The 26274-nt window shown below is 61.9% G+C and carries 22 protein-coding genes and 2 pseudogenes; 16 read left to right on the top strand and 8 right to left on the bottom strand.

Going from position 1 to position 26274, the window contains the following annotated elements; genetic code table 11:
- Positions 1–5 precede the first annotated feature (5 nt).
- From BKP54_RS01315 to BKP54_RS01300, 4 genes are all read left to right on the top strand, one after another.
- Positions 6–950 carry an amidohydrolase family protein gene (locus BKP54_RS01315; protein ID WP_025430361.1) on the top strand — a complete coding sequence of 315 codons (945 nt, stop codon included), beginning with the start codon at positions 6–8 and terminating at the stop codon, positions 948–950.
- Positions 951–1011: 61 nt separating this feature from the next.
- On the top strand, positions 1012–2385 hold the full coding sequence (locus tag BKP54_RS01310) for a UbiD family decarboxylase (RefSeq protein WP_025430360.1): 1374 nt from the start codon (positions 1012–1014) through the stop codon (positions 2383–2385).
- Between the two features lie 3 nt (positions 2386–2388).
- Entirely contained in the window at positions 2389–2976 is a 588-nt protein-coding gene (locus tag BKP54_RS01305; protein ID WP_025430359.1) for a UbiX family flavin prenyltransferase, read from the top strand.
- A gap of 1 nt (position 2977) precedes the next feature.
- Complete coding sequence (locus tag BKP54_RS01300; protein ID WP_084814058.1) at positions 2978–3910, top strand: XdhC family protein; 933 nt, start codon at positions 2978–2980, stop codon at positions 3908–3910.
- 44 nt (positions 3911–3954) lie between these two features.
- Here the strand turns inward: BKP54_RS01300 and BKP54_RS01295 are convergent, their stop codons facing one another.
- The gene (locus BKP54_RS01295; protein ID WP_025430357.1) at positions 3955–4959 is read right to left on the bottom strand and encodes a substrate-binding domain-containing protein; all 1005 of its coding nucleotides are present in this window, start codon (positions 4957–4959) and stop codon (positions 3955–3957) included.
- Between the two features lie 133 nt (positions 4960–5092).
- On the opposite strand from BKP54_RS01295, the gene BKP54_RS01290 reads away from it, so the two are divergent.
- From BKP54_RS01290 to BKP54_RS01280, 4 genes and pseudogenes are all read left to right on the top strand, one after another.
- Complete coding sequence (locus BKP54_RS01290) at positions 5093–6457, top strand: uracil-xanthine permease family protein (protein ID WP_084814057.1); 1365 nt, start codon at positions 5093–5095, stop codon at positions 6455–6457.
- Positions 6458–6543: 86 nt separating this feature from the next.
- A pseudogene (locus BKP54_RS37050) lies at positions 6544–7041 on the top strand (amidohydrolase family protein); the annotation flags it as partial.
- A gap of 74 nt (positions 7042–7115) precedes the next feature.
- Positions 7116–7853, top strand: coding sequence for an amidohydrolase family protein (locus BKP54_RS37045; protein ID WP_280951604.1), 738 nt, complete (start codon positions 7116–7118; stop codon positions 7851–7853).
- Positions 7850–8557 (top strand): sulfite exporter TauE/SafE family protein, encoded by a 708-nt coding sequence (locus BKP54_RS01280; RefSeq protein ID WP_084814056.1) that lies wholly within the window; start codon positions 7850–7852, stop codon positions 8555–8557. Before BKP54_RS37045 ends, BKP54_RS01280 begins: the two co-directional genes overlap by 4 nt.
- Before the next feature lie 453 nt (positions 8558–9010).
- Here BKP54_RS01280 and BKP54_RS01275 read toward each other — a convergent pair whose 3' ends face one another.
- The 3 genes from BKP54_RS01275 to BKP54_RS37240 form a co-directional block, all read right to left on the bottom strand.
- Complete coding sequence (locus tag BKP54_RS01275; RefSeq protein ID WP_025430353.1) at positions 9011–9715, bottom strand: GntR family transcriptional regulator; 705 nt, start codon at positions 9713–9715, stop codon at positions 9011–9013.
- Positions 9716–9903: 188 nt separating this feature from the next.
- Positions 9904–10767 (bottom strand): MFS transporter, encoded by an 864-nt coding sequence (locus BKP54_RS01270; RefSeq protein ID WP_348626714.1) that lies wholly within the window; start codon positions 10765–10767, stop codon positions 9904–9906.
- Entirely contained in the window at positions 10662–11060 is a 399-nt protein-coding gene (locus BKP54_RS37240; RefSeq protein ID WP_348626713.1) for a hypothetical protein, read from the bottom strand. Before BKP54_RS37240 ends, BKP54_RS01270 begins: the two co-directional genes overlap by 106 nt.
- Between BKP54_RS37240 and BKP54_RS35995 the strand changes: the two genes are divergently transcribed.
- A complete protein-coding gene (locus BKP54_RS35995) occupies positions 11050–11265 on the top strand; it encodes a hypothetical protein (protein ID WP_198956819.1) in 216 nt (71 codons plus the stop codon). The two genes, BKP54_RS37240 and BKP54_RS35995, sit on opposite strands and share 11 nt — an antisense overlap.
- Positions 11266–11371: 106 nt before the next feature.
- Here the strand turns inward: BKP54_RS35995 and BKP54_RS01265 are convergent, their stop codons facing one another.
- The 4 genes and pseudogenes from BKP54_RS01265 to BKP54_RS01250 form a co-directional block, all read right to left on the bottom strand.
- Positions 11372–13111, bottom strand: a complete 1740-nt coding sequence (locus tag BKP54_RS01265; protein WP_084814055.1) for an ABC transporter ATP-binding protein — start codon at positions 13109–13111, stop codon at positions 11372–11374.
- 1 nt (position 13112) lies between these two features.
- Entirely contained in the window at positions 13113–14009 is an 897-nt protein-coding gene (locus BKP54_RS01260) for an ABC transporter permease (protein ID WP_084814054.1), read from the bottom strand.
- Positions 14009–14973, bottom strand: a pseudogene (locus BKP54_RS01255) (ABC transporter permease). The gene BKP54_RS01260 and the pseudogene BKP54_RS01255 overlap by 1 nt, the downstream one beginning before the upstream one ends.
- Before the next feature lie 160 nt (positions 14974–15133).
- Positions 15134–16708: an ABC transporter substrate-binding protein gene (locus tag BKP54_RS01250; RefSeq protein ID WP_084814053.1), complete on the bottom strand. Its 1575-nt coding sequence runs from the start codon at positions 16706–16708 to the stop codon at positions 15134–15136.
- A gap of 165 nt (positions 16709–16873) precedes the next feature.
- Between BKP54_RS01250 and BKP54_RS01245 the strand changes: the two genes are divergently transcribed.
- From BKP54_RS01245 to BKP54_RS01215, 7 genes are all read left to right on the top strand, one after another.
- The gene (locus BKP54_RS01245) at positions 16874–18250 is read left to right on the top strand and encodes an amidohydrolase family protein (RefSeq protein WP_084814052.1); all 1377 of its coding nucleotides are present in this window, start codon (positions 16874–16876) and stop codon (positions 18248–18250) included.
- A 26-nt stretch (positions 18251–18276) separates the two neighbouring features.
- Entirely contained in the window at positions 18277–19473 is a 1197-nt protein-coding gene (locus tag BKP54_RS01240) for an amidohydrolase (protein ID WP_084814051.1), read from the top strand.
- A 214-nt stretch (positions 19474–19687) separates the two neighbouring features.
- Positions 19688–20404, top strand: a complete 717-nt coding sequence (locus BKP54_RS01235) for a GntR family transcriptional regulator (protein ID WP_025430345.1) — start codon at positions 19688–19690, stop codon at positions 20402–20404.
- A 760-nt stretch (positions 20405–21164) separates the two neighbouring features.
- Complete coding sequence (locus BKP54_RS01230) at positions 21165–21821, top strand: flavin reductase family protein (protein WP_057216884.1); 657 nt, start codon at positions 21165–21167, stop codon at positions 21819–21821.
- Positions 21821–22636 (top strand): aspartate/glutamate racemase family protein, encoded by an 816-nt coding sequence (locus BKP54_RS01225; protein WP_082523568.1) that lies wholly within the window; start codon positions 21821–21823, stop codon positions 22634–22636. The genes BKP54_RS01230 and BKP54_RS01225 overlap by 1 nt, the downstream gene beginning before the upstream one ends.
- Positions 22637–22738: 102 nt before the next feature.
- On the top strand, positions 22739–24136 hold the full coding sequence (locus BKP54_RS01220; RefSeq protein WP_244496045.1) for an amidohydrolase family protein: 1398 nt from the start codon (positions 22739–22741) through the stop codon (positions 24134–24136).
- Positions 24137–24689: 553 nt separating this feature from the next.
- A complete protein-coding gene (locus BKP54_RS01215) occupies positions 24690–26267 on the top strand; it encodes a nickel ABC transporter substrate-binding protein (protein ID WP_025430341.1) in 1578 nt (525 codons plus the stop codon).
- The last annotated feature ends 7 nt before the right edge of the window (positions 26268–26274 follow it).

The raw sequence follows: 26274 nt of genomic DNA, 5'->3' as shown, positions 1-26274 counted from the left end.
GAACAATGATCATCGATACCCATCTTCACCCGACCAACCTCGTCGACGAGGCGTGGCGTCATACCGGCGAGCCCTTCACTGGCGAGCGCATGCTCAAGCTGATGGACGGCCCCTATATGATCAACGGCAAGCCGCGCCGGATCGACATGGGCTTCATCCAGCCGCCGCCGGGCAATACCGGCTACCGCGACGGCAACCGCAAGGGCCGCGACGGCATTCGCGACTACATGGCCTATTGCGCCGAGCTTTGCCAGAAATACCCGGACCGCTTCATCGGCAACTTCAACTACAACCCGCGCTGGGGGCCTGAAAACGGCGCAGCGGAGCTGGAATTCCATGTCAAGGAATACGGCTTCAAGATGCTTAAGCTGCACGCCAACATGCACGGCTATCGCCCCGACCGCGCGCTCGATTGGCTGCGTCCAGCAATGAAGAAGTGCGCCGAACTCGGCGTGGTTGTGCTGATCCACACCGGCGACGGGCCCTACACGATCCCCACGATGTTCTACCCGATCATTCGCGAATTCCCGATGGTCAACTTCATCATCGGCCATTTCGGAATTCAGACGGGCGGCAACTATTCGTTCGAGTCGTTCTGGATGGCCATGGACACGCCCAATGTCTATTGCGAATCCGGCTGGTGCTTCCAGTCGCGCATCGTCGAGTTTGCCCAGCAACTGCCGAAGAACAAGATTGTCTTCGGGACGGACAGCCCACCGAACGATCCGGGCATGTGGCTGCGCGAACTCGAGGTGCTTTGCAAGGACCCGCCGCACGGCATCAACCTCTCCGAGGACGATCTGGAAGGCTATCTCGGCAACAATATCGCAAAGCTCGTAGGCATCGACCCATCGCCGCCGCCACGCGACCTGAGGGACGCCCAGGCGCGCCTGAAGGACAGTTATGCCGGTGTCGATCGTGCCACCGGCCGGCATCTGGAATTCGCCTGATTTGACGACAGCGGCGCCCTTTGGGGGCGCCGCCACCCATCCGCAGCATCGAGGCCGAGACATGACCAAGTATCACAAGCAAGACGTTCGCCGTTTCCTGGCCGACTACCGGGAAGACCATGGCCAGGACGTCATCACCATCGACCGGCCCGTCTCGGACGATCAGGACGTGACCGCGCTGATCTGGACCCTTGCCAACAAGGGCCAGCATCCGATGCTGCACCTCACGAATGTCAGCGGCATCGGAGCTGAGGTGCTCTCGAACATCTTCGCCTCGCGTGACCGCATCGCCCGTCTTCTGGGCTCTACCGCCGACGCCCTGCATGAAGCCTATCAGGCGCGCGCCAACCGGCCGTTCACGCCGGAGCTTCTGGAAAGTGGCCCGGTCACTGACGAGATCATTTCAGGCGATGCCGTCGATCTCCACGCGCTGCCCATGCTCAAGCACTTCGACACGGACCGCGCGAAATACATCACCAGCGGTATCATCATCGGCGAGCATCCCAAGACCGGTGCCGGCAATCTTAGCTACCACCGCGCGATGATCCATTCGAAGAATTCGCTCGCGACCTCGCTGCATTCACGTGGCCATCTCTGGCGGTTGATGAACATGGCGAAGGAGAGGGGCGAGCCCATGCCGGTCGCCATGGTGATCGGCGGCCATCCGCTGTTCATGCTCGCCGCCTCTGCCCGTCTTGCCTTTGGCGAGGATGAGCGCGATGTGGCGGGCGGCCTGATGGGCGAACCCCTGCAGGTGGTCCGCACGCCGAAATATGGTATCCGCGTTCCCGCCCATGCCGAAATCGTGCTGGAGGGTGTGCTGGATCCTGAAGCCCATGTGGAAGAGGGGCCGTTCGGCGAATTCACCGGCTATTCCTCCGACCGCTCGACGAACAATCTCTTCACCGTCGAAACCATTATGCGTCGGCGTGATGCCATCCTCGTCAGCGTTGCGGGCGGCAATTCCGCCGAACACCTCAATCTCGGCCGTGTGCCGCGTGAGGCGGAAGTGGTGGAAAAGCTGAGGGCTCGCTTCCCTTCGATCACGGCAGTGCATTACCCGTCCTCTGGCACTCATTTCCACGCCTATATCGCGATGAACCAGATGCGCGAGGGTGAGGCCCGACAGGTGATGCTCGGCCTCCTCGGCTGGGACCAGTATCTCAAGACCGTCGTCGTCGTGGATGCAGATGTAGACATCACCCGCGACAGCGAAGTGCTCTGGGCGCTTGCCACCCATTTCCAACCGCACAAGGACGTCGTCATCATCGAGGGCCTGCCGGGCAATGCGCTCGATCCCTCGGCAAGCGGCATCGGCACGACCTCGCGCATGGGCCTCGATGCCACGCGCGGGCCGAATTTCCACGGCGTGCGCGCCCGCATCAGCGACGAGGCATCCGCCCGTGCTGCAGCGCTCCTCGAAAGTGTGGGGTAGGCGATGACGACGCGGCCCAGACGTATGATCGTCGGTATTTCGGGTGCTTCCGGCGTGGTCTACGGCAAGCGCATCCTCGAAGTGCTGCGCGACCTCGACATCGAAACGCACCTGATCATGTCGCGTGCGGCCTGCATCACGCTTGCGGCCGAGGCGGATTTTTCGAAGCAGGATCTCGAGGCGCTCGCCACGACCACCCATTCCAACAAGGATATCGGAGCCGTCTGTTCCTCCGGCTCCTACAAGACGCTCGGCATGATCGTCGCGCCCTGTTCGGTAAAGACGCTGGCAGAGATCGCGACCGGCACGACCGACAACCTGCTCTCGCGCGCCGCCGACGTGGTGCTGAAGGAGCGCCGCCGCCTCGTGCTGATGCTGCGCGAGACGCCGCTCCATCTCGGCCACATCCGTAACATGGCGCAGGTCACGGAGATGGGCGGTATCATCTATCCGCCGGTGCCGGCCTTCTACGCCAAGCCCCAAAGTCTCGGCGAGATGGTCGACCATACGGTTGGCCGCGTGCTCGACCTCTTCGACCTCGACCCTGGCATCGTACGGCGCTGGCAGGGAACGCAGGCAGGGGACGAATAGCATGACCGCCCGCATTGCTCCCGACCTGGAACCGATCGCGCAAGTTCCCCGCGCCGCTTTCCTGTCGGACGATGCGATCGACATCCTGCGCTTTGCCGCAAAGTCTCTTGAAGACGGCTACGTTGCCGCCCTGGTTACGCTCGTTCAAATCCACGGCGGTGCGGCCCGCGCTATCGGCGCGCAAATGGCGGTGCGGCAAGACGGCCTCTATTGCGGGTTTGTTTCCGGCGGCTGCACCGAGGCGGCGGTTGCGGCTGAGGCCGTGATCGCCCTGCAAAATGGCACGGACCGAAATCTCCGGTTCGGCGAAGGTTCGCCCTTCCTCGACATCGTGCTGCCCTGCGGCGGTGGCATCACGCTCGCGATCCACGTCATCCGCGATGCAGCCGTTCTGCTCCGGACACTTGCGGCCTTACAGCAGCGCACGCCCGTTCGCCTGCGCTACCATCCCCGCCAACGGACGCTCGTCTTCGAGCCGGGCGAGGGGGCGACCGGTTGGGAAGGGGATTGCTTCGTGCGCGCCTACCGCCCACGGCAGAGGCTTCTCGTCGCCGGTACGCCGATGGAAGCCGGCGCCGTGGCACGCGTCGCAGCCGCGTCCGGCTACGAGATCATTGCCGCCGAGTGGGGCCGGATGCCTCCGCAGGATCAATTGGACGGGGATACCGCGGTCGCGCTCCTGTTCCACGATATCGACCGGGAATTGGCATTGCTCGAGCGTGCCTTGGCATCGCCGGTCTTCTACATCGGAGCACTCGGAAGCCGGCGCACCCATGCCAAGCGCTGCACGGTCCTACGGCAGCGCGGTTACGGTGAGGCCGACCTTGCCCGCATCAGGGCTCCAATCGGAATCTTCGACAAGGCAAGGGACGCGAATTCGCTTGCCCTTTCGGTCGTTGCAGATGTCGCGAAATCACGCGTTGCGTCCGAGTAGTCAGGGAAATGTCCGGTGCCCCTCCAGGATTGCAATGTACAAACCTACACCGGTGACGCCCCCGACGAAGCTCGCGGCACCAGCGTTGGTGGCGACACAACGCCTGGTTCGTGGTCGTGGTGGCCCAGACGGGCCAGGAGCAGATCGACCGCCGCCGCCGCCACCTGATCGAGATGAAGATTAACCGCCGTGAGGGGCGGGGTGGCCAACTTGGCACGCATGCCGTCATAACGGGTCGCAAGGCGGAGGTCCTGGGGAACCTTGCGTCCGACGGAGCGTGCCGCGTCCAGAACGCCGGTCGCAAAGGCGTCGACCGGCACGCATAGGGCAGAAATGGTGGGGTCCGCCCGCAGGAGAGCTTCGGCGGCCACGGCCGCTGCCTGTTCGCCCCCCCGTTCGTCAACGCGAACGGCAAGGGGTGAGAGCCCGGCTTTCGCCATGCGCTCCGCATAGATTGTTTCCATCTCGATATAGGAATTGCGTCTTTGCACGCCGGTTATCAGCCCGACGCGACCGCCGCCTGCGAGCAGGTGATCGAGCATTAGGTGGGCCGTTGCCCCACTCTGCAGATCCACGAAGGGAAGGTCGTCCCGACCGGGCGCGCGTCCGATGGACACGACATCGACGCCCCGATCGAAGAAGAAATCCAGCACCGGATCATTGAGTTCCGGCTCGACGACGATGGCGCCATCCACTTCAAGCGCGTCCAGGCTGTCGCTCGGACCAAGTGGAGGCACGAGGCACAGCGCGATGCCGCGCGAAAAGGCTGCGACGGCGGCGGCCGCGGCGATCTCCATCAGGAAACCCAGGCGCGAGGGACCAGCAGCAACCGCGAATGGCATCGATGAGACGAGCGCGATCGATCCGGCCCTTCCGGTTCGCAAGCGTTGCGCACGGTGGTTGGGCCTGTAGCCAATTGCGTGTGCGAGTGCCTCGATGCGCTTGCGTGTTTCCGGCTCAACATAGCGGCGCCCGCTAAACGCGTGCGACACGGTGGTGACAGACACGCCCGCCGCCTTGGCTAGGTCGGCGATAGTAGGTTTTCCCATGATGCCTCCAGTTTGCCCGTCTTAGCATGTCGCCGGCACTCTGCAAAACGATTTGCATTCGACGAATTCCATGGTACGAGTCGCGTCATGCAAAACGATTTGCATGACGGCTTGAGGAGGCCGGGAGGAGGAAATGATGCAAAATGAAATGAATGGAGTGGTCGATCCGGCCGATGAAAGGCTGCCATTGCGCAGCCTGGTCTTGTTTGGCGTTCAGCACGTCCTGTTGATGGCGGCGTCTCCTATCACCGCCGTTTTTCTGGTGAGCAAGGCTCTTGGCTTTTCCGAGGCCGTGACGGTCTCGCTCATCAGCGCAACCTTTTTTGTCTGCGGCCTCGGTTCGATGCTCCAGAGCTTTGGTCCGAAGGGTTTTGGCGCGCGCTTGCCCTTTGTCATGGTACCGGGCGGCGCGCCGATCGCCATCTTCCTGGTGATTGCGCAGCAGACCGATGTCCAGACGGCGGTGGGCGCTGTCATTGTGACGGCCATCTTCTATTTTCTCGCGCTGCCCGTCTTTCGCCGGCTTCTGCGCTACTTTCCGCCAATCGTCGTTGGAACGATGCTGCTCTTGGTCTCCGTCAACCTCGTGCGCATCTATGGCGTGACGATCACCGGCAAGCCCGGAACTGAAGGCTTCGCGGCGCCGATCGAGGTTGGTCTGGCCCTGATCACCATCATTCTGACGGTCGTCGCTGCGCGCGTCTTTCGCGGTACGCTCCAGCGGCTTGCCGTCATGCTCGGTCTGGTAGGCGGTTCACTCGTCGCTCTCACCCTCGGCCATATGGATTTGTCCGGCGTCCTCGTCGGCCCGGTCGTCGCCGTTCCGCAGCTGTTTCCCTTCGGCATGCCGAAGTTCGATCTTATCGCGGCCGTGCCTCTCATCGTCTTCTCGATCATTTCGATGGCGGAGGCTACCGGTCAGACCATCGCCACCGCCGAGATCGTCGGGCGGAGGGGAGATGTGCATGCGATCGTTCCGGCAACCATTCGCGGCGATGCGTTGATGTCTCTCGTCGGCGGCCTGTTCGGCACGTCCTTGATCATCACCAGCGGCGAGAATGTCGGCATCGTGCGCGCCACCAATGTCAAGTCGCGCTACGTAACCGCCATGGCGGGCGCAATTCTCGTCCTGATCGCTCTCGTCGCGCCGGTCGGACGCATGGCCACGGCGTTGCCTGGTGCTGTCGTCGGCGGCACGGCGGTCATCGTCTTCTCGATTATCGGCGTCATCGGGATCGACCTTTTGCGTCGTGTCGATCTGCGCGAACATGGTCCGATGTTCACCCTGGCCTCAGCCCTGTCGATCGGCCTTCTGCCGATTCTGGTGCCTGGCGTCTACAGCCAGTTTCCGCAATGGACGCAGATGGTCCTCGGCAACGGGCTTGCCGCCGGCACCATCACGGCCGTCGTCGTCAACGCCTTCTTTTCCCACTATGGCGCCGGCACTGCGGCATCGGCGCCATCACTGCAATCCACTGCCCAGGGAGCAAACGAGTGACCGCAATCCGCCAAAAACTGTCGACAACCGATGACCTGCTTCTGCGTCCAGGTTACATCCTGCTGCCGGAAGGGCCACGGGCCGGTATGGCCGTCGTCATACGCGCCGGCAAATTTCACAGGGTCGACACGGCGCAGGCGATAACCAGGGACTATCCGGAGCTCGCGCCGACCGACCTGCCGGGTCATCTGCTGATGCCCGGCTTCGTCGACACCCATACGCACCTGACCCAGTCACTCGGCAAAGCCCTGGTATTCGGGGAGCCGTCCGAGATCTTTCGGCGGATCTGGGTGCCGCTGGAAGGCAGTCTGGACGAGCGAATGGTCTATCTCTCTGCCAAGCTCGCCGCACTGGAGTGTCTGCGCGGTGGCTTCACCACCGCCGTCGATGCCGGCACCCGTTCGCAGGGCCATATCGGCGCGCTCGTACGCGCCGCGCGCGAAGTCGGGCTTCGCAGCGTCGTCGGCTTTATCTGCAATGATCTTGGCGGCGCCGCGCACATCCCTGAACCAGACGTCATCCTGCAACAGGCCGAGGAGCACCTGTCGACCTTTGGCAGTGATCCGCTGATCCATCCCTCTCTGGCGATATCCATTCCGGAAGCCGCCAGCGATGCGGTGTTGAAGGCGGTTTCCGACATGGCGCCGCGGCCGGGGTCGTGTTCCAGACCCATGTCAACGAACATCTCGTTGCCGTGGAACGTTCGCTGGTGGCGAGGGGCCGCCGGCCAATCGAACACCTGGACCACCTGGGGGCCCTCGGCCCCCAGGTTCTGCTGGCGCATTCAACGCTCGTCACACCGCATGAACTCAACCTCTTGCGGAAAACCGACACCGCCGTCGCCTACAATCCAGTGGCAAGTCTGTGGAAGGGCAATGCGGTGGCGCCAGCGCTGCATATGGCAGCCCTCGGCATCCGCTTCGGGCTGGGCACCGACGGTACCCGCGCCGACGGGTTTCGGCTCATGGATGCGGCCGAAGGCTTGCAGCGCGCGGGCATTGGCCTTGCTACGGGAGATTCGTCCTGCGGGGGCGGCTCACTCTGGCTGGATCGTGCGACATCCGGTGCTGCGAACGTGGCGGGCCTATCGGCGGTAACCGGTTCGATTGCCGAAGGCCTTGCCGCCGACTTCCTGCTCGTCGATCTCGACCGGCCGGAGTTTACCCCCTCGCACGATCTCATGTGGGAGCTTGTCCGTTACGGCAATCGCGACCAGATCGATGCCGTCTTCACCGGCGGGCGCCTCAGGCTTTGGCAAGGCTGGCCCATCGACTGGGATGCGCGGGCATTGTTGGCGGAGATAAGGGGGGAGGCGGCTGCTGTTATCGCGGCGGCGCCGATCCAGAGAATTCACCCGCTCTCCGAAACGCATCGCGGTCTTGGGCACTATCAATGAGCATTAGCCTTATCGCCATTCTGGCCATCGTGACGTTCGTCTCCGCGTTCATCCAAGGCGCACTCGGGATCGGCTTTGCCCTGATTGTCGCGCCGGTCGTCGGGATGTTGAAGCCTGAACTGCTTCCAGTGACACTGCTCCTGTTGATGCTGCCGCTCAATCTGCATGTCGCGCTACGCGAGCGCGCGCACGTCGACTGGTCGGGCGCGACCTGGATCACCGTTGGCCGGTTTGCTGGAACGTTCGCCGGTCTCTGGTTGCTGGCCGCGCTTTCACTCGACCAGCTGGACCTTGCGGTCGGTATTTTCACGGTGATTGCCGCCGCCGCCGCTCTTGTTGCCCCACCGTTTACGCCGAACAAACCGAGCGCCCTCGGTGTCGGCCTGTTCACGGGCGTCACCGAAACCGCCACTGGCATCGGTGGCCCACCTCTCGCCTTGCTCTACCAACATGCCAAGGCACCGGTCTTGCGCGCAACGGTCGCCTTTTGCTTTCTCGTCGGGGAGGTGATGTCGCTGGTCGTGCTGGCTATCTCCGGACGACTGGGTTTTGAGCAGCTGCTGGCGGCGCTCTATCTGACACCCGCGGTACTGCTTGGAAGCGCTGTCTCCAGGTTGGCGCATCATTGTATCGGCGGACGTGGTCTTCGAGTTGCCGTTTTGAGTTTTGCCATCGTCAGCGGAGTGTTCCTCATTGTGCGCTGAGGCAAGGAGCACATGCGCATGGGGGCCGGAAGGCGCTCGCTGGGTCTTGCAGAATGCTCTTCATTGGCTACAGGCCGCCCGGGAAAGGTTAGGGTATTGGCTGTTTCGGCGGAGAGTTCCGTACTTTTCGGTGGCTTTGTGCGGATTGAATACAAGATTATAGGAGAAATGCATTCAATTTGGTTGGAGTTGCACGCCAGGCTACGTTGCAAGGAAGATGCTTGGCGTGGTGCCGGTCATCCTCCTCGTCTTCGTGCTCTTGCGGCTCAGTCTGGGTGATCCGGCGATCCTGACGTGTCGGAGCGCAGCGCTCAGGGATACGAGGTCGTCACCCGTCTCACCCTGTTTCGTCTAGTGCGCTTCCGATTTAGACGGAACCGCACAAACGCTATAACCCTTTGTTTTTACGCATTTCCTGGCGGAAAACCGCTTCGCACTTTTCCTGGAAATGCTCTAGGCAAGGCCCTCCGCCGCTGCGTAGGCGGACAGCACCTCCTTGATGTTTCTGTCGCCATCCGTGGGAAGGAGTGCGCGTGTCGTAACCGACTCGAGGTGATGCCCCATAAGGGTGGTCGCCTCGTCGGTCTTGCCAGCAATCAAGTTGTCCAGAAGGTCCCGGTGTTCCGATACGGCGCATTCCGAAGAATGCGGTCGGCCATAGAGCGCGAGGATCAGGGAACTTCGGGCGACCAGTTCGTTCACGTAACGAATTAGGCTCGTGTTGTTCGTCATCTGCGCAAGGAGGGTATGGAACTCGCCCGCCAGCCGGATCGACGGAGCCCGCTCCTTCTTAGCGGCTTCCTCGAGCGAAATATGCGTGGAAAGCACGTCGATTTGCTCGCTGGTCAATTTGCCCGAAAGTGTTTCCACCACGAGCCGTTCCAGCGCCATCCGAGTAAGGAACAGATTGCGCCCTTCTTCGAGCGTCGGCCGTGAAACCATCGCCCCCTTGTTCGGGCGTAACTCGACCAATCCCTCCTGGCTAAGGCGAACCAGCGCCTCGCGGACCAGGGTTCGGCTGACACCAAGCCGTTCGCCGATAGAATCTTCCGGCAGTTTTGATCCTGGCGAAAGCGCCTGGTCGAGGATTGCGCGTTTCAGGACACGATGAACGGCCTGAGCGCGGCCACCGCCTACATCGCTCTCTTTCTTTGCCATTCTGATTTCTCCAAATCCTGGTGATTGTCACCTCGAATTGCATACAAAATGGCGGCATGTCCAGTGCCTTGGTATCTCGAGAGGCAAGCTGTTTCGACACCCGTCCTGTGCGAGGTCCGAGGCATCAACGTCGACCGAACGTGACGAGGCCAAAGTGCCACCGCCGATTCAGAGCAAATCATTTTCGCTCAGATCGGTGATTGCATCGCTTGCGCATAGCGTGATGGGTTGAAGCGCATGTAAAGGAAGAACACGCTGGCGACGCAGAGAAGATGCATCACCCAGCCAGGGGCGAAGCTGCCGCTGACGTCGTGCAGGAATGCGGTGGCGAAGGGGCCGAGGGACGCGATCAGGAAACCGCCACCCTGCATCAACGCCACCAGCACGCCCGCCTCCTCCGGCCGCGGCAGGTGATCGAGGGCGGTGACGATCGCCAACGAGAAGCTGCTGCCGAGGCCGGCGCCGCACAAGGCTGCCCAGACGGCGGGCGCTGCCTGCGGCATGAAAGCGAAACCGGCAAAGCCGACTGCCTGCATCGCCAGCGTCATGCGGAGGAACGCTCGCCGGTCGATGCTGCGGCGGGCAAGAACCGGCAGGGCGAGGGCCGCCGCTGCCTGACAGATTGCCATCAATGCCACGAGATTGCCGCTGTCGCCGCTGCTCCAGCCAAGAGATTGGTAATAGGAGGCCAGCCAGGCGACGGCGGAGGAGTAACCGGCGTTGACCAACCCGAAGGCGACGATAAGCGTCCATGTACGCGGCCGGCGGAGCAATCTGCCGGTGAGCGCTTTGTCTGGACGGTCGCTGCGCGAGTCCGACAGGATGAAACATGCGGCGCAGAGAGCGACAAGTGCGGGCGCCGCGAGCCAGGCCAGCGCTGGGCGCCAGCCATAACCGTGATTGACGAGAAGTGGCGTCAGCCGCGCGCCTAAGGCCCCACCACCCATCAGGAACGCGGAATAGAGTCCAGTGACAACCGGGATGCTTTGGGGAAACTCCGCCTTGATGATGCCGGGAAGGGCCGCCTGGATGAAGGCGCGCCGGCGCCACAAAGGGCGGCGGTTGTCACCAACGCTGCGCCGCCGGGCGCGACCAGCCGCAGCAGGGAGCCGGCGGCTAGCACAAGCAGGGCGATGAGAATACCGCGGCGCGTGCCGATCCTGGCCTGCAGCGAGGGCGACACGAAGGCGCCGACGCCCATCAGCATCATCGGCAGCAGCGTCAGCAAGGCCAGACTGCCATATCCCATTCCGGTTTCGGCGACGATCTCGGACAGCACGGGCCCCGGTGCGGTGAGAAACGGCCGCAAATTGACAGCAACCAGCAAGACGAGAATGAGCAGCATCCATTGCCGGCCCGTCGCGGGCTGGGTTGATTTCGACATGATCGGGTATTTCCTTTACGTCTTCTTTTTATTTGCTGTGGCCCGAAAAGGCATGCGCGCGGCGGTGCATCAATTCGTTTGCGACGTGCAACGGCTCTGGCACAGCGGCAAAGCCGCGCCGTGCCGGGCACGGGCTTATTCCATCAAATCCGTATCTCGGCTGTGACACAGAAGATGCGCGGCGTTTCGCAGCGTATCGCCCAAACCTGACGGGTCGATCATGGGATCGGCTTCAAGCTGGCGGCATCGAGAACTGCGTGCCGGCAAGATTCTCATCCGTCTTGCCATCCACGGCCAGACTGAGGCGAGTTCGCGCCCAGGATGCGCTCAAGTGACGGGGCAAGACGAAGAAGCTCGCGGGTATATTCGTGTTTCGGCGCGGTGAAGAGGGTTTCGGTATCGGCAAGCTCGACGATCTGCCCTGACTTCATGACGGCCACGCGGTCGCACATCTGACGGATCACCGCGAGGTCGTGGCTGATGAACAGCATGGAGAGGCCGGCGAGATCGCGCAGATCCTTCAGGAGGTTGAGGAGCTGCGCCTGTACCGAGACGTCGAGCGCGGAGGTCGGCTCGTCGCAGATGAGCAGCGAAGGGCGCGGCCCGAGCGCGCGCGCAATGGCGATCCGCTGGCGCTGACCGCCGGAGAAAGCATGCGAGAAGCGCGACCCGGCGTCGGCGGGAAGGCCGACAGCTTCGAGCAACGTCCTGGCGTCCTGCCGGGCTTCCTGCGCATTGGAAGCGAGCTTGTAGAACAGGATGGGCTCGGCAATCGCGGAGTTGATGCGCAGGCGCGGGTTGAGTGCCGAATAGGGGTCCTGGAACACCATCTGCAGGGACTGGCGCACCGATTTTTCACGTCGGGCGCCGAGCGCCGTTCCCTGAAAATCGATGGTGCCCGAACTCTGGGTGACGAGGCCGGCTATGGAGTTGGCGACGGTGGTCTTGCCGCAGCCGGATTCGCCGACGAGGCCGAAAATCTCGCCGCGCCGGACGTCGAATGAGACGCCCTTGACCGCCTTGAAGACCGACGCCTTGCGGCCTGGGATCAACGAACGGCTGCCATACTCCACCGCAAGGTCGCGCACGGAGAGTACCACGTCGTCGCGGCTGCCCGCTTCGGTCTTTGCACTCTTGCGGCGCACGGTGGCGCGGGCGTCGAGCGACACCTGCGTTTCCTCACTTGGGACCGGTAGACGCTCAAGGCGTGTTTCGATGGGCGGCACGGCGGCGATCAGCGTGCGGGCATAGGGCGCCTTCGGCGCGGTCAGCACCTCGCGCGTCGGCCCGCTTTCCACCACCGCGCCGTTCTGCATGATGGTGACGCGGTCGGCGATCTCGGCGACGACACCCATATTATGCGTGACGAGCAGAATGCCGACGCCGCGCTCGTCCGCAAGATCGCGGATGAGCTTGAGGATCTGGGCCTGCACCGAGACGTCGAGCGCCGTCGTCGGCTCGTCGGCGACGATAAGCTGCGGATTGCAGGCGAGCGCGGTGGCGATGACCACGCGCTGGCGCTGTCCGCCGGAAAGCTGGTGCGGATAGCTGCTGAGCCGGCGTTCGGGCTCCGGAATGCCGACGGCCTTCATCAGTTCCAGTGCGCGGGCCTTCGCCTCCTTGGACGAAAGCTTCAGATGGGTGAGCATGCCTTCGCAGAGCTGGCTTTCCACCGTGAAGAGCGGGTTGAGGCTCGTCATCGGATCCTGGAAGATCGCGCCGACATCGCGCCCGGGCACAATGCCTTCGGTGCGGCCGGTGCGTAGGTCGATCTGCTTGCCGGCGATGACGATGGAGCCGGATGCGATTCTGCCGGGGGCCTGCAGGAGACCCATCAGCGCATTGCCGACAGTGGTCTTGCCGGCGCCGGATTCACCGACGAGGGCGTGGATTTCTCCGGGGCGGATCATGAGATCGGTGTTCTTGACGGCCTTAAGCGTGTTGCCGTTGGCCAGCGGATACTCGACGCAGAGATTGCGGATGTCGAGGACGGGGAGCGTGGATTCGGTCATCTCAGCGAACCATCAGTTTCGGGTTGAAGTGGTCGCGCAAATAGTCGCCGATCACGTTGACGGCCAGCACAAGGACGACCAGTACAGTCGCCGGCATCACCGCAATCCACCAGAGGCCGGAGAACAGGAACTGATTGCCGATGCGGATCAACGTGCCGAGCGAGGGATAGGTCGGCGGCATGCCGGCGCCGAGGAAGGAGAGCGTCGCCTCCGTCAGGATCGCGCCCGCAAGGTTGATGGTGGCGATGACCATCACCGAACTCATGATGTTTGGTAGAATGTGGCGGCCCATGATGCGGCCGGACGGCAGGCCGATGACCTTGGCGGCGCGCACGTAGTCGCGCGCGACTTCCACCATGGTCGAGGCGCGCACGGTGCGGGCATATTGCACCCATTCGTTGACGGCAATGGAGAAGATCAACACCAGCGGCGCCCAGGCAAGCATCGTTTCGGCGCTGAGCTGCGCGCGGGCGATGCCGCTGATGAGCAGCGCGACGAGGATGGTGGGGAAACTGACAAAGACATCGGCAACGCGCATGACGATGCCATCGATCAAGCCGCCGAAGAAGCCGGCGACGAGACCGAGCACGACGCCGACCACGGCCGCGAAGACCACCGCGCCGACGCCGATGACGACGGAGATCCTGAGCCCGAACAGGATGACCGAGACGAGGTCGCGGCCCTGGTTGTCGGTGCCGAGCAGGAAGCGGGGATCACCGCCCTCCATGAACGCCGGGGGGATTTCCATGTCGATCAGCGAATAGGATGAGACGTCGCGAGGATCCATCGGCGCGATCAGCGGGGCGAAGATGACGAGGGTCAGCATGATGAAGAGCACCAGGCCGGCGATCATCACGGAAACCGGCGGAAGCCGGCGCATCAGGGATTGCGTAGCCATTATCGTGTCCTCAGGCGCGGATCGATGAAGGTGTAGAGAATGTCGACGATCATGTTGATCATGACGAACAGGAAGCCGACGAACAGAAGGTAGGCAGCCAACACCGGCACGTCGGGATAGCCGACGGCATTCGTGAAGAGCAGGCCCATGCCCGGCCACTGGAACACTGTCTCGGTGACGATGGCGAAGGCGATGAGCTGGCCGATCTGCAGGCCCGTAACGGTGACGACCGGCATCAGCGCGTTGCGTAGAGCGAGCCGCCCATAGATATAGGTGCGCGGCAGGCCACGGGCGAAGGCGAAGCGGATATAGTCCGACGACAGCACGTCGATCATCTCCGAGCGCACCAGCGCATGATCAGCGTGAGCTGGAACAGCGCCAGCGTGATCGACGGCAGGATCAGCGATTTCAGCCCCGAAAGGGTGAGGAAGCCGGTCTTCCAAAAACCGATATCGACGAGGTCTCCGCGTCCGGAGGACGGCAACCAGCGCAGGTTCACTGCGAAAACCAGGATCAGCAGCAGGCCGGTGACGAAGGTGGGCATCGAAATACCGACAAGTGTCGCAGACTGGGTCAGCCGGGAGAGAAAGGAACGCGGTTTTAGCGCGCAGAGCACTCCGAGCGGAATGCCGAGCGACAGGGCCAGTACGGTGGCGACGACAACCAGTTCCAGCGTGGCAGGAAGACGGCTGAGCAACAGGCTGGTCACAGGCTGCTGGTAGCGGTAGCTCGTGCCGAGATCGCCGGTCAGCACGTGGCCGACGAAATCGACGAACTGCACCACGACCGGCCTGTCGAGGCCGAGCGCGACACGGACCGCGTCCTTTTCCGCCTGGGTTGCGCCTTCGCGCACCATCGAGGCGACAGGATCGCCGACGAAGCGGAACATGACGAAGGCAATGGCAGTCACTGCGACCATCACGAGGATGGCCTGAAGCAACCTGACTGAAAAGAGTCTGATCATCGGATAGTCCTTGAGGGAGCGACCTTGCCCGAAGGGGCGAAAACCGGGCTGTTGCGCTCCCGCGTCCCCCGCGCCGCCAGCGACGCGGAAGGGTTGACCCGGTTTGAGCGCAGTCCCGGCAGGCTTCGCTTGCCGGGACTGCGCCTTGGGAGAATCCCGACTACTTCTTCATCTGTGCGAACCACGGACGCACGTACTCGTCCGGGAACTGCGGCATGTCGAGCTTGCTGCTCATCGCCCAGGCGACCGGCTGCTGGTGCAGCGGCAGGTAGAATACCTGATCATGGGTGATGCGGAAGGCTTGCTTCAGCATCTCGATGCGTTTGGTTTCGTCGAGTTCAACGGCTGCGGCATAGGCCAGCTTGTCGATCTCGGGATTGGAGAGCCCATCGGCGTTGCTGCCGCCGAAGGTGCCGTCATTGGTCGCCAGCAGCGCTTGCAACGGGCTGAAGCCGTCCATCGGCGGCAGCGAAGCCCAGCCGAGAAGATAGACGTCGAACTCACCCTTGTCCGTACGCGGGAAATAGGTCGTCTTGCTCTCGACACTCACATTGGCCTGGACGCCGATCTGCGCCCACATGGAGGCGACCGCAAGGCAGATCTGCTCGTCGGCGATGTAGCGGTCATTGGGGCAGGCGAGCCCCGTTTTGAAACCATCCGGATATCCGGCCTCAGCGAGCAGCGCCTTGGCCTTGTCGACATCATAGGGGAGCGGCACGTCGATGGTTTCGTCGTAGCCGGTCACCGCCGGTGCGACGAGCATCCCGGCCGTACGCGACTTGCCGCGCATCAGGCGCTTCTGGATCGTGTTGGTATCGATCGCGTGCCAAAGGGCCTGGCGCACCCGCACATCGAGCAGCGGATTGGGCTTGCCGGGGGTCGCATGAAGTTCCGGCCGGTAGCTGAAAATGAAGAATATGGTGCGCAGCGACGGGTTCTCGACGACCTTCAGCCCATCGGTGGCGGCGATGCGGTCGACGTCCTGCAACGGAACGGGCGCAATCATGTCGACTTCACCCGATAGCAGCGCCGCGACGCGGGTCGCGTCGGAGGCGATCGGACGGAACTCGACCTCGTCCAGATTGTGCTGCGGCTTGTCCCACCAGTCCTTGTTCACTTCGAAGACCGAGCGCGAATCCGGTTCGTAGGTCTTCAGCTTGAAGGCGCCCGTGCCGTTGGCATGGTTGCTGGCATAGGTGACGACTCCGGTCGAAGCATTGCCCGGCTTCAGCGCGTCATGCTCCTCCATCCAGGGCTTGCTCATGATGTAGATGGCGGCAAGGTCGTTGAGGAGCAGCGGATAGGGTCCGCGTAGGATGAGGTCGACGGTGTACTCATCGACCTTCTCGACGCCGACGACGGTTGAAAGGTTCTCGCGGTTGCGCGCGCCGGGGTCGATCTGGCGCTGGATGGTCGCCACGACGTCGTCGGCGTTGAAGGGCTGGCCCTCATGGAATTTCACGCCCTGGCGCAGCTTGAAGCGCCAGCGGGTCGGCTCGATGACCTCCCAGGAGGTGGCGAGCGCCGGCTCGAGCTTCAGGTCCTTGTTACGGCGCACCAGAGGGTCGAAAACCATATGGTGCACGCTCTGGGTAAAGCTGTCGACCTGTGCGTTGGGGTCGTAGGAAATGACATCGCCGGATGAAGCCCAGCGCAGTGTCTCGGCGAGGGCGGGGGCGGAAAGCGGCGCCACAAGGGCGAGACCCGCCAAGAGGGTCTTCAAAGAGGTTTTCACTGGTTTCTCCCATTTAACGTATACATATTATCTGTGTTATTGGATACGAATACTCCCAGTAATAGTGTACATCTGATGCAAACAATATCAAGATGGCAAAAGTGGTTTTGGCGACGCTTCTCAAAAAAAGAACGCCAGGCCCGACAGCCGGAAAGGGAACTTCCGATGACGAGTGCACTGCTGATTGAAAACGCCACGATCGTTACCATGGACGCGGACCGTCGCGTTCTTGAGCGCGGCCATGTTCTGGTCGAGAACGGGCGCATCGCCGGCATCGGCGAGGGAAGCTTTGCCGGAGAATGGCAGGCCGAGCGCATCGAGGCTGCCGGCATGGTTGCGATGCCTGGGCTGATCGACACACACGCTCATGCCGGACATATGCTGACCAAAGGGTTGGGCAGTGCAGCCGAGGACTGGATGGACGTGACCGGCCGCATTTACGCGACTGCGACCGACCTTGAGTTCTGGGCAGCGGAAGCGGCGCTGTCGGCGGCAGAGAGGATCAAGTGCGGCACGACGACTGCGGCGCTGCTATTCGGCGGCGGCCCGGATATCATGCGCACCGAGGCACCGGAGGCGGCGGAGGCGCATCTCGCTTCGATTGCCGCCATGGGAGTGCGTGAGGTTCTGGCCGTGGGGCCGAACCGATCCGGGCAAAATCACGTGTATCGCCAGTATACGCCGACGTCCCACAACGACATCGTCGTCTCCCCAGACCGGCAGATAGACGTGGCCACCGAGTTGGTCGATGCCTGGGCTGGACGCGACGACCGGCTGCAGGTCGTGTTTTCGCTACCGGTTTTCGATGAGCAGGAACTGCGCGGGGAAACGGTATACAGGATTGCATGCAAGGTCCGCGACCGCGCGCGTGAGAGGCGAAGCCTTCTGGTGCAGGACGGTCATCGCGACGGATCCATCGCCGCCAACGATGCGCGACTTGGTCTCTTTGACGAGCGGTCGCTCCTTGCCCATTGCATAGACCTGACCGAGGCCGACCGGGCGGTCCTGAAGCGGACCGGTGCCAAGGTTGCGCACAATCCGAGTGCGCTGATGTCGGTCTATGGCCGCTGCCCGGCACCGGAGCTGATGGAGGACGGCATAGTGGTTTCGCTCGGCACCGATGCCGCGGCGCCCGATCGGTCCTTCGACATGTTCCGCAACATGTTCCAGGCCCATCGCTACCACGCGCGACATTTCTCAGATGATACCGTGCTGCCGCCGCTGCGGCTGCTGGAGATGGCGACGATCGGCGGCGCGCGCGCCCTGCTGATGGAGGATGAACTCGGTTCACTCGAAGTTGGCAAGCGCGCCGATATCGTCCTTGTGAATATGCGTCAGCCCCATCTCTGGCCACCGCACGAGCCGGTGCAGCGCCTTGCTCGCTTCGCCAATGGGGCGGACGTGGACACCACCATCGTCGGCGGGCGTGTTCTGATGCGCGGGCGACGCCTCGTCGGCCAGGACGAAGACGCGATCCTCGACCGTGCCCTGCGCGCTTTTCGGCTGGCGATGGCGCGGGCCGGACTTAGTGATCGCACGTAAGGCGCTTGGACAATCGAGGATCTACAATGACTGCAGACCTTCTTATCCGTAATGCCCGCCCCTTCGGTGGGCCTGTTGAGGACCTTCTCATCAGAGACGGTCGGTTTGTTGCGGCAGATTGTGCCCGTCCGGTGGCCGAGATCGACGCAACCGGACATGTCGCCTTGCCAGGGCTTGTCGAGGCACATACGCATCTCGACAAGACACTTGTCGGCATGGACTGGTTCGAGAACCGGATCGGTCCGACCCGCAACGACCGAATCCTGGCCGACCGCAATGCCAAGCGCGAACTTGGCATCAACGCCCGTCGGCAATCGGCCCGTCAGATCCTTCAGACGCTCGCCCATGGCGTTTTGAGCATTCGCAGCCACGTTGATGTCGACACCGAGATCGGCATCGCCAATGTCGAAGGCGTGCTGGAAACACGCGAGGCAATGCGCGATCTGGTCGATGTACAGATTGTGGCTTTCCCGCAAAGCGGCATGCTGCCGCGCGAGGGGACGCTCGAGTTGATGGATGCGGCCTTGAAAGCCGGCGCCGATATCGTCGGCGGCATCGACCCCGCCACGATCGAGCGCGATCCGGTGCGTCACCTCGATGCAATCTTCGCGCTCGCGGATCGTCACGGAAAACCTGTCGACATTCATCTGCATGAACCGGGCGACCTCGGTGCCTATTGTCTTGAACTCATCGTCGAACGGACCCGCGCCTTGTCGCTGCAGGGGCAGGTGATGGTGAGCCACGCCTATTGCCTCGGGACGCTCGACGCCTCACGGCAAAACGCGTTAATCGGCCAGCTCGCTGCAGAACGCATCGCGGTGATGACCGTCGGCAGTCCCTCTGCCCCGGCATTGCCATTGCGACTGATGCGCCAATGCGGTCTCACGGTTGCCTCCGGTTCTGACGGCATTCAGGGGACCTGGGAGCCGTTTGGAAATGGTGACATGCTAGAGCGGGCGAAGTACCTGGCGCAACGCAACGGTATGACCAACGATGTTGATCTCGAAGAATCCGCCCGCATCTGCACTTTCGGCGGTGCTGAAGGTATCAGTCTCGGCGGTTACGGTCTCTCTGAAGGCTGCTTCGGCGACCTGGTGCTGGTGCCCGCGCGCACGTTGGCGGAAGCCGTCGCCCTGACGCAGCATAGACGCACCGTCATCCGGCGCGGCCGCGTGGTTGTGAATGGCGGCGAATTGGCTGGCGATTTGCCGGCCATCGAATGAAGCTTTTTCGATGAAAGGCGAAAAGTCGGGAATTTGGTGTTCGCAGTGGCGGGCTGCGATCGGTCGAGCCGTCAGTATGCAACGGCCTAACCTGCCGGTTCAGCGGGCCGCCGACCGCGGCTTTACGGTTCGGCTTGCGTGGTGATAGTTGTTTGCGATCCAACGCTTGGCAATCGCTATCAATCGCACGCTTTGGCTATTTTCGAGGAAAATCATGACTCCCAAACCCAGCGACAGCAATGCAAGATCGGCGGTCCCCAAGTCAGATGCGGTCTATCGTATCTTGAAGCGTGCCATCCTCGACCAAGCATTCGCTGCGGGCACGAAACTTCCCGAGGATTCGATCGGTGAGCGGCTGGGCGTCAGCCGCACGATCGTGCGGCAGGCTCTGGCGCGACTGAACGGTGAGGGTCTGATCGAATTGCGGCCGAACAAGGGAGCATGCGTCAGCCACCCCAGTCTGGAGGAAGGGCATAATATCTTTGCCGTGCGCCGAGCGTTGGAGACGTTGGTCGTCGATAGCCTGATCGGCAGTCTGACGGCCCCGAAGATCAAGGAGCTTGAAGCGCACGTCGACGCCGAAGACAAGGCAAGGCTCGACAATCCGTCGGCCTCGATCCAACTCGCCGGTGAGTTTCACGTCCTGCTCGCACAGCTGACGGAGAACGCCATCCTATCGCGATACGTTACCGAGCTCGTCTCGCGCTCGTCCATGATTTTGTCGCTCTATGGTCGCCCTCATTCGTCCGATTGCGCCGTGTCGGAGCACCGCGAGTTGATTGCCGCACTTGCACGGAACGATCGCGAAAAGGCGTGCAAATTGATGGACCATCACATCGGGGCCATCACAACGCGCGCTCTGCTGAAAAGCAACTCGGAAAACGACTTGCCGGATCTCCTGGCTGCCTACGCAAAAGAAGAGGGCCTTTAGACCGTTTTGCCGCCTTGTGACCAGCGTGATCACTGGCGCTCCCTGCTGGACGTCAATGCCCGTTTTCCATGCGCGGACGAAAGTCAGGACTCCTACAGCGCCGCGCGTCTTATTGGACGCGCAAAGGTTGCTGTAGCGCTTTGACGGCTGCACTCATAAGATAATACAATATTCGGCATATATAGTATACAGCTGGCCGCCAGCAGATTGGGCGGAAGGTGAGCAGATTTCGGCGCGCGCCGTATGCCACTCTCGCTTATACCCTCGCGTCGAGCAGCGCACCTACAGCGCCGCGCGTCTTATTAGACGCACAAAGGTAGCTGTAGAACTCTGAATTGCTGCATGTTTTTACATCGAATACGATTTAACGAAACATGCAGTCGGTGATTGGCAACATCGTTGCGACCTTTTTCGCGGCAGCGCATTAGTTAAAACGTCTTCCCAAACATTCCTTTGTGCCAGCGGTTCGCGCCGGCAATGTGGCGCAGGCACGCCTGAGATTGATTGATAATATTGTATGCATTAATTGGATGCAATATTGACACAAAAATGGATGCGATATAAATCAAAGATGGTATTCGCCGACGCCGGGAGCGCAACGTGCCAGATACACCGGTTTCCGTGCGGAAGCTTGGCGAGGTTCTCCTGTGCGTGGGTGTTTGCCGTGCCTGCGACTGCACGCTGGGACGTCCCAGCCGGTCGACGCGCCGTGCGTCGGCGCAGTGATAAGCGGTTGAACGGTCATGGAGGAGAACCGGACATGAATATCGATTTCACCACGCTACCCCCTCCCGATCGTTATCGATTGCTGACCAATTTCATTGGTCCGCGCCCCATCGCGCTTGTTGGAACCCGGTCGCCGGCCGGACACAACAATGCGGCGCCAATGAGCTTCTTCAACGTGTTTGCCCACGAGCCGCCTTTGGTTGTGCTCGGCATCCAGAACCGCGGCAATGGTGATGAGAAGGACACTGTCTCGAACATCCGCCGAACCGGCGAGTTCGTTGTCAACATGGTCGACATGGCGCTCGCCGAGGCGATGATCGTCTGCGGCGTCAACTTCGCCTCAGAAGTGGATGAACTCGATTTCGCCGGTCTGACACCGGTGCCGTGTGACCAGATCGACGTCGCTCGCATCGCCGAAAGTCCCTGCAGCTTCGAATGCAGGGTCGATCGCATCCTCGACTATCACAAGCGCGTGCTCGTCATCGGCAAAGTCGTGCACATGCACATCCAGGACCGCTGCCTTGATGCCGAGGGGCGCTATGCGAATCCGGAAACCTACCAGCCGATCGCCAGGCTGCATGCCGACAACTACATCACTTCAGATCGCCAATTCGAACTTAAAAAGCCGGAAGAGCTACTGCGCTTCGAGTTTGCACAAGTGAACCCCAGGCCAGAGAGAGCCACCCGATGATCCGCATACACGTCATCAATCCGAATTCGACATCCTCAATGACCGACCAAATCGCACGTGCGGCCGAGGCAGCGCGATCGGAGGGCACAGTCATCGAGGCGGAGACCGCAACGGACACGCCCGCCTCGATCGAAGGCTACGCGGACGAGGCGATGGCCGTGCCTGCGATGTTGGCCGCGATCCGTGCCGCCGAGAAGCGGGGCGCATCGGCGCACGTGATAGCCTGCTTTGATGATCCCGGCCTTGCCGCTGCGCGCGAGGTTGCCTCCGGTCCCGTCATCGGTATCTGCCAGGCGGCGGTGCAGGTCGCAGTAACCGTAGCGACCCGCTTCACAGTGATCACCACGCTGCCGAGGTCGGTGCCGGTGATTGAGGATCTTGTCGCGCACTACGGCGCTGCCTCGCGCTGCCGCCGTGTGCGCTCGGTCGACCTGCCGGTACTAGCACTCGAAACCGACCTGGCAATCGCGCGCGCGAAACTCCTCAATGAGGCGCGCGCTGCGATACGCGAGGATGGTGTCGATGCCATCGTCCTTGGGTGCGCCGGCATGGCAGAATTGTGCAATTGGCTATCGCGCGAAACGGGGGTCCCCGTCATCGACGGCGTGGCGGCAGCTGTCAAGCTCGCCGAGGCATTGGTGAGCGGTGGCTTTCGGACCTCGAAGGCTGGCGCCTACGCTTATCCCCGCGACAAGTCCGGTGATCTCGTATCGGCTTGCCACCCCATCATTGATCAACGGATGGTTCACACGCCCATTTCCCAAGAAGTGATCAATTCGGCCGAAACGGCAACGTTTTGCAGTCTGCAACCGTAGCACATCTTGTCCCGTAGCTCGGCAAGATGCGACAGCTACAGGCTGTCCGTGCAAATCGAATTGTCATCATTACGCAAACTCCAAACCCATGATGAGGGAACGATGTTGGAACAGACACTGTCGCAAAGCCGCCGGGCATTTCTCGGCCAAACGGGGAAGCTGACCACCGCTTGCGCGGTCGTCGGGCTGACTGGCGGACTGGCTCACGAGGTATCTGCGAATACGGCCGAACCTGTTGCCGAGATTGGAGCAAACATGCTGACGGATCGTCACTACCTGCTGGCTGACGTGCGGCTGGAAGAAGGTTTCGAATATGACGGCGACACCGTCATCGGCACCCGCACCGCGCTGTACACCGTCGAGATCAAGGACGGCAAGATCGCCGCGCTTCATCCCGCGAACGCAACGCTGCCCAGCGGTGTCGCGCGCTATCAGGCGCATGGCCAACTGATGCTGCCGGCCATGCGCGATATGCACATCCATTTGGACAAGACCTTTTACGGTGGTCCCTGGCAGGCGCCGCGGCCGCGCCAAGGCAAGACCATCATGGACATGATTGCGCTGGAAGAAAAGCTGATCCCCCAATTATTGCCCACCTCGCAGCAGCGAGCCGAGGGCCTGATCGCGCTGCTTCAATCCAAGGGGAGCACCGTCGCGCGGAGCCATTGCAACATCGATCCGGTCAGTGGCCTGAAAAGCCTTGAACACCTGCAGCGCGCGCTGGAAAATCACCGCGACGACTTCGTTTGCGAGATTGTCGCCTTCCCACAACACGGTTTGTTGCATTCCAAAGTCGACGGCTTGATGCGCGAAGCGATGCAGATGGGCGTGCACTATGTCGGTGGGCTGGATCCGACCAACGTCGATGGGGCGATGGAGAAGTCACTCGACTCCATGTTCCAGATTGCCCTCGATACCGGCAAAGGGGTGGACATCCACCTGCATGAAACCAGTCCGGCCGGGATGGCGGCGATCAACTACATGATCGAGACCACGGAGAAGAATCCCGCGCTGCGCGGCAAGGTAACCATCAGCCATGCCTTTGCCCTGACTACACTGGCTCCTGAAGCATTGGAGGAGACTGCCTCCCGCCTGGCGGAAAATCAGATGACGATCGCCTCGACGGTCCCGCTTGGTGCTCTAATGATGCCATTGCCACAATTGAGCAAGGCAGGCGTGTTCGTGATGACCGGAACGGATAGCGTCATCGATCACTGGTCGCCGTTCGGCAGCGGCGACATGCTGGAAAGGGCCTATTTCTACGCGCAGCTTTATCGCGGGTCGGATGAGTTCCACTTGTCACGGGCCATGGCCATCGCCACCGGCGGCGTTTTGCCGTTGGATGATGAAGGCAAACGTGCCTGGCCAAATGCCGGAGATGACGCCGCCTTCACGCTTGTCGGTGCGAGTTGCTCCGCGGAGGCGGTGGCTCGCGTGCCGGCGCGCACCGCCACCTTCCACCAGGGGCGTCTGGTGTTCGGCAGTATCGGCAAAGCCTGAGGCCGACCCGCCGTTGCGAGCGCTCTCGCGTTCTGCACCGGCTGCGATACGCTTGATTACATCAACGGCGGCCGCATACGCAGGCCGCCGTTGTCGAGATTCCATCCAAAACCACACATGAACGACTGCGGCGACCGAACTCGGCCCGCGCATTTATCTTGGGCCTGCCTATCGCGCGGGCCACGCCGATCAGCGCACCTTATTGTGCGGCCTCCTTCTTCCGGAAGCCGATGGTCTCGTCAGCATTCAACTCCACTCGCATTGTATACAAGTTCTGCCGATATTGTTGAGGTGGAACGGCGTCGCAGCTGCCAGGATTCGCGCCAACAGCGTTTCGTCGCGGGCGAAACGCGACGATAACGTCGGTTGTGCCAGCGCATTCTCATCCCAATTCTCGTCTGCATACCGCTTTGTCGGCTAAAATGTCGACAATCTAAAATGCGATCTTGACGCAAGATTGTATACATGAGACAGTCAATTTGTCTATACAAAACGGCGTGGAGGCCGCGATGTCTAGGCGGGCGCAGGGAGCGCCAAAGAGGAGAAAAAACTCATGTCAGTAAACAGACGTACGTTCCTGCAAGGGGCGGCCGGCGCTATCGGCTTGGCCATGGCGCAGGGTGCTTTGTCGAAAATCGTTTATGCGCAAGGTGCCGCCGGCACGCTCCGAGTTGCCATCGCCAAACCTGCCGGCAATCTCGATCCGCAGAGTCACTACGCGATCTGGGCCATTCAGGACCTCATGTTCGAGCCGCTCGTGAAATACGGCAAGGGCGGTCAGATCGAACCTTGCCTGGCAACCGACTGGAAGATCGAAGACGGCGGCAAGACGCTGCATCTGACGTTGCGCGAGGGCGTGACATTCCAGGACGGCACCAAGTTCGACGCTGCCGCGTGCAAATGGAATCTCGAGCGCTGGATGGGCATCGACCAGTTCAGCTGGATGAATTGCTCAAAGCACTTCCAGTCGCTCGACGTGGTCGACGACTACCACGTCACCCTGCATTTCAAGGAGCCGGTGCTCGCGCTCATGCAGGAACTTTCCTACACGCGGCCGACGCGCTTCCTGTCGCCTAAATCCGTAGGTGCCGACGGCAAGTTCAAGGAGCCTGTGGGTACCGGGCCGTGGCGTCAGATCAGCGCGGACGACACCCAGAGCGTCTTCGAGCATCACGAAGGCTACTGGGGCGAATTGCCGTCCTATGAACGCCTTGAAGCCAAGGTTATCCCTGATGCCCGTTCGCGGGTTGCGGCATTGCGTGCCGAGGAACTCGACCTGATCGGCGGTTTCTGGATCGCGCCCTTGACCCCGGAAGAGGGCAAGCAGCTTGAGGCGGCCGGTTTCAACGTCGTCGTCGATCCGGGCAACGTCACGCTGGTGATGGCCTATAATCCCGACCGTGCTGAGGCGCTCAAGGATCCGCAAGTGCGCAAGGCCGTCAGCATCGGCATCGATCGCGCCGCGATTTCCAAGGTGCTTTACCATGGCTACGCCAAGCCCGCCGGCAACATGTTCTCGGGCGCCTTGCCTTATGCCGGAACGCAAAGTGATGCCCCTGTCCGGGATGCTGCGGCCGCATCGGCGCTGCTCGAAAAAGCCGGCTGGACGGGAAGCCCCATCCGATCCAAGAACGGCAAACCGCTGACGCTCGAATTGGTCGTCAGCCCGGACGCCGTGCCGGGATCACGTGTGATTGCCGAGGTCATCCAGTCCGAGATGAAGGAGATCGGTATCGACCTCGTCATCCGCTCGGTTGACCATGCCTCCAAGCACACGGACATGCTCGAACAGAAGTACGATCTCGGCTTCTTCCTGACCTATGGCGCACCTTACGATCCGTTCGGCTCGATCGTCGGACTGTGCCTGTCGACCTTCCACAACGACGTCGAGGGCAAGCTGGTCACCGATCCGGTCAACCTTGATCCGTTGATCAATGCGGCGATGGCCGCGACCGGCGATCAGATCCAGCCGACCATTCAGAAGGTCTATGACTGGCTGCGGGACAACGACGCGATTGCGCCGCTGGTCTACGTGCCGAGCATCTGGGCGCATTCCAAGCGGCTCCATGGCTTCAGCAGCCCGGTCACCGAATACGACATGCCCTACGAAAACATTCTGCTGGCCGAGTAGGAGGAGG

Origin of the sequence: Ensifer sp. 1H6 (assembly GCF_001976035.1) — a bacterium.
GTDB lineage: Bacteria > Pseudomonadota > Alphaproteobacteria > Rhizobiales > Rhizobiaceae > Ensifer > Ensifer canadensis.
The sequence above is the reverse complement of the archived record's forward strand: the minus strand, read 5'-3'. Positions and strand labels throughout refer to the sequence as shown.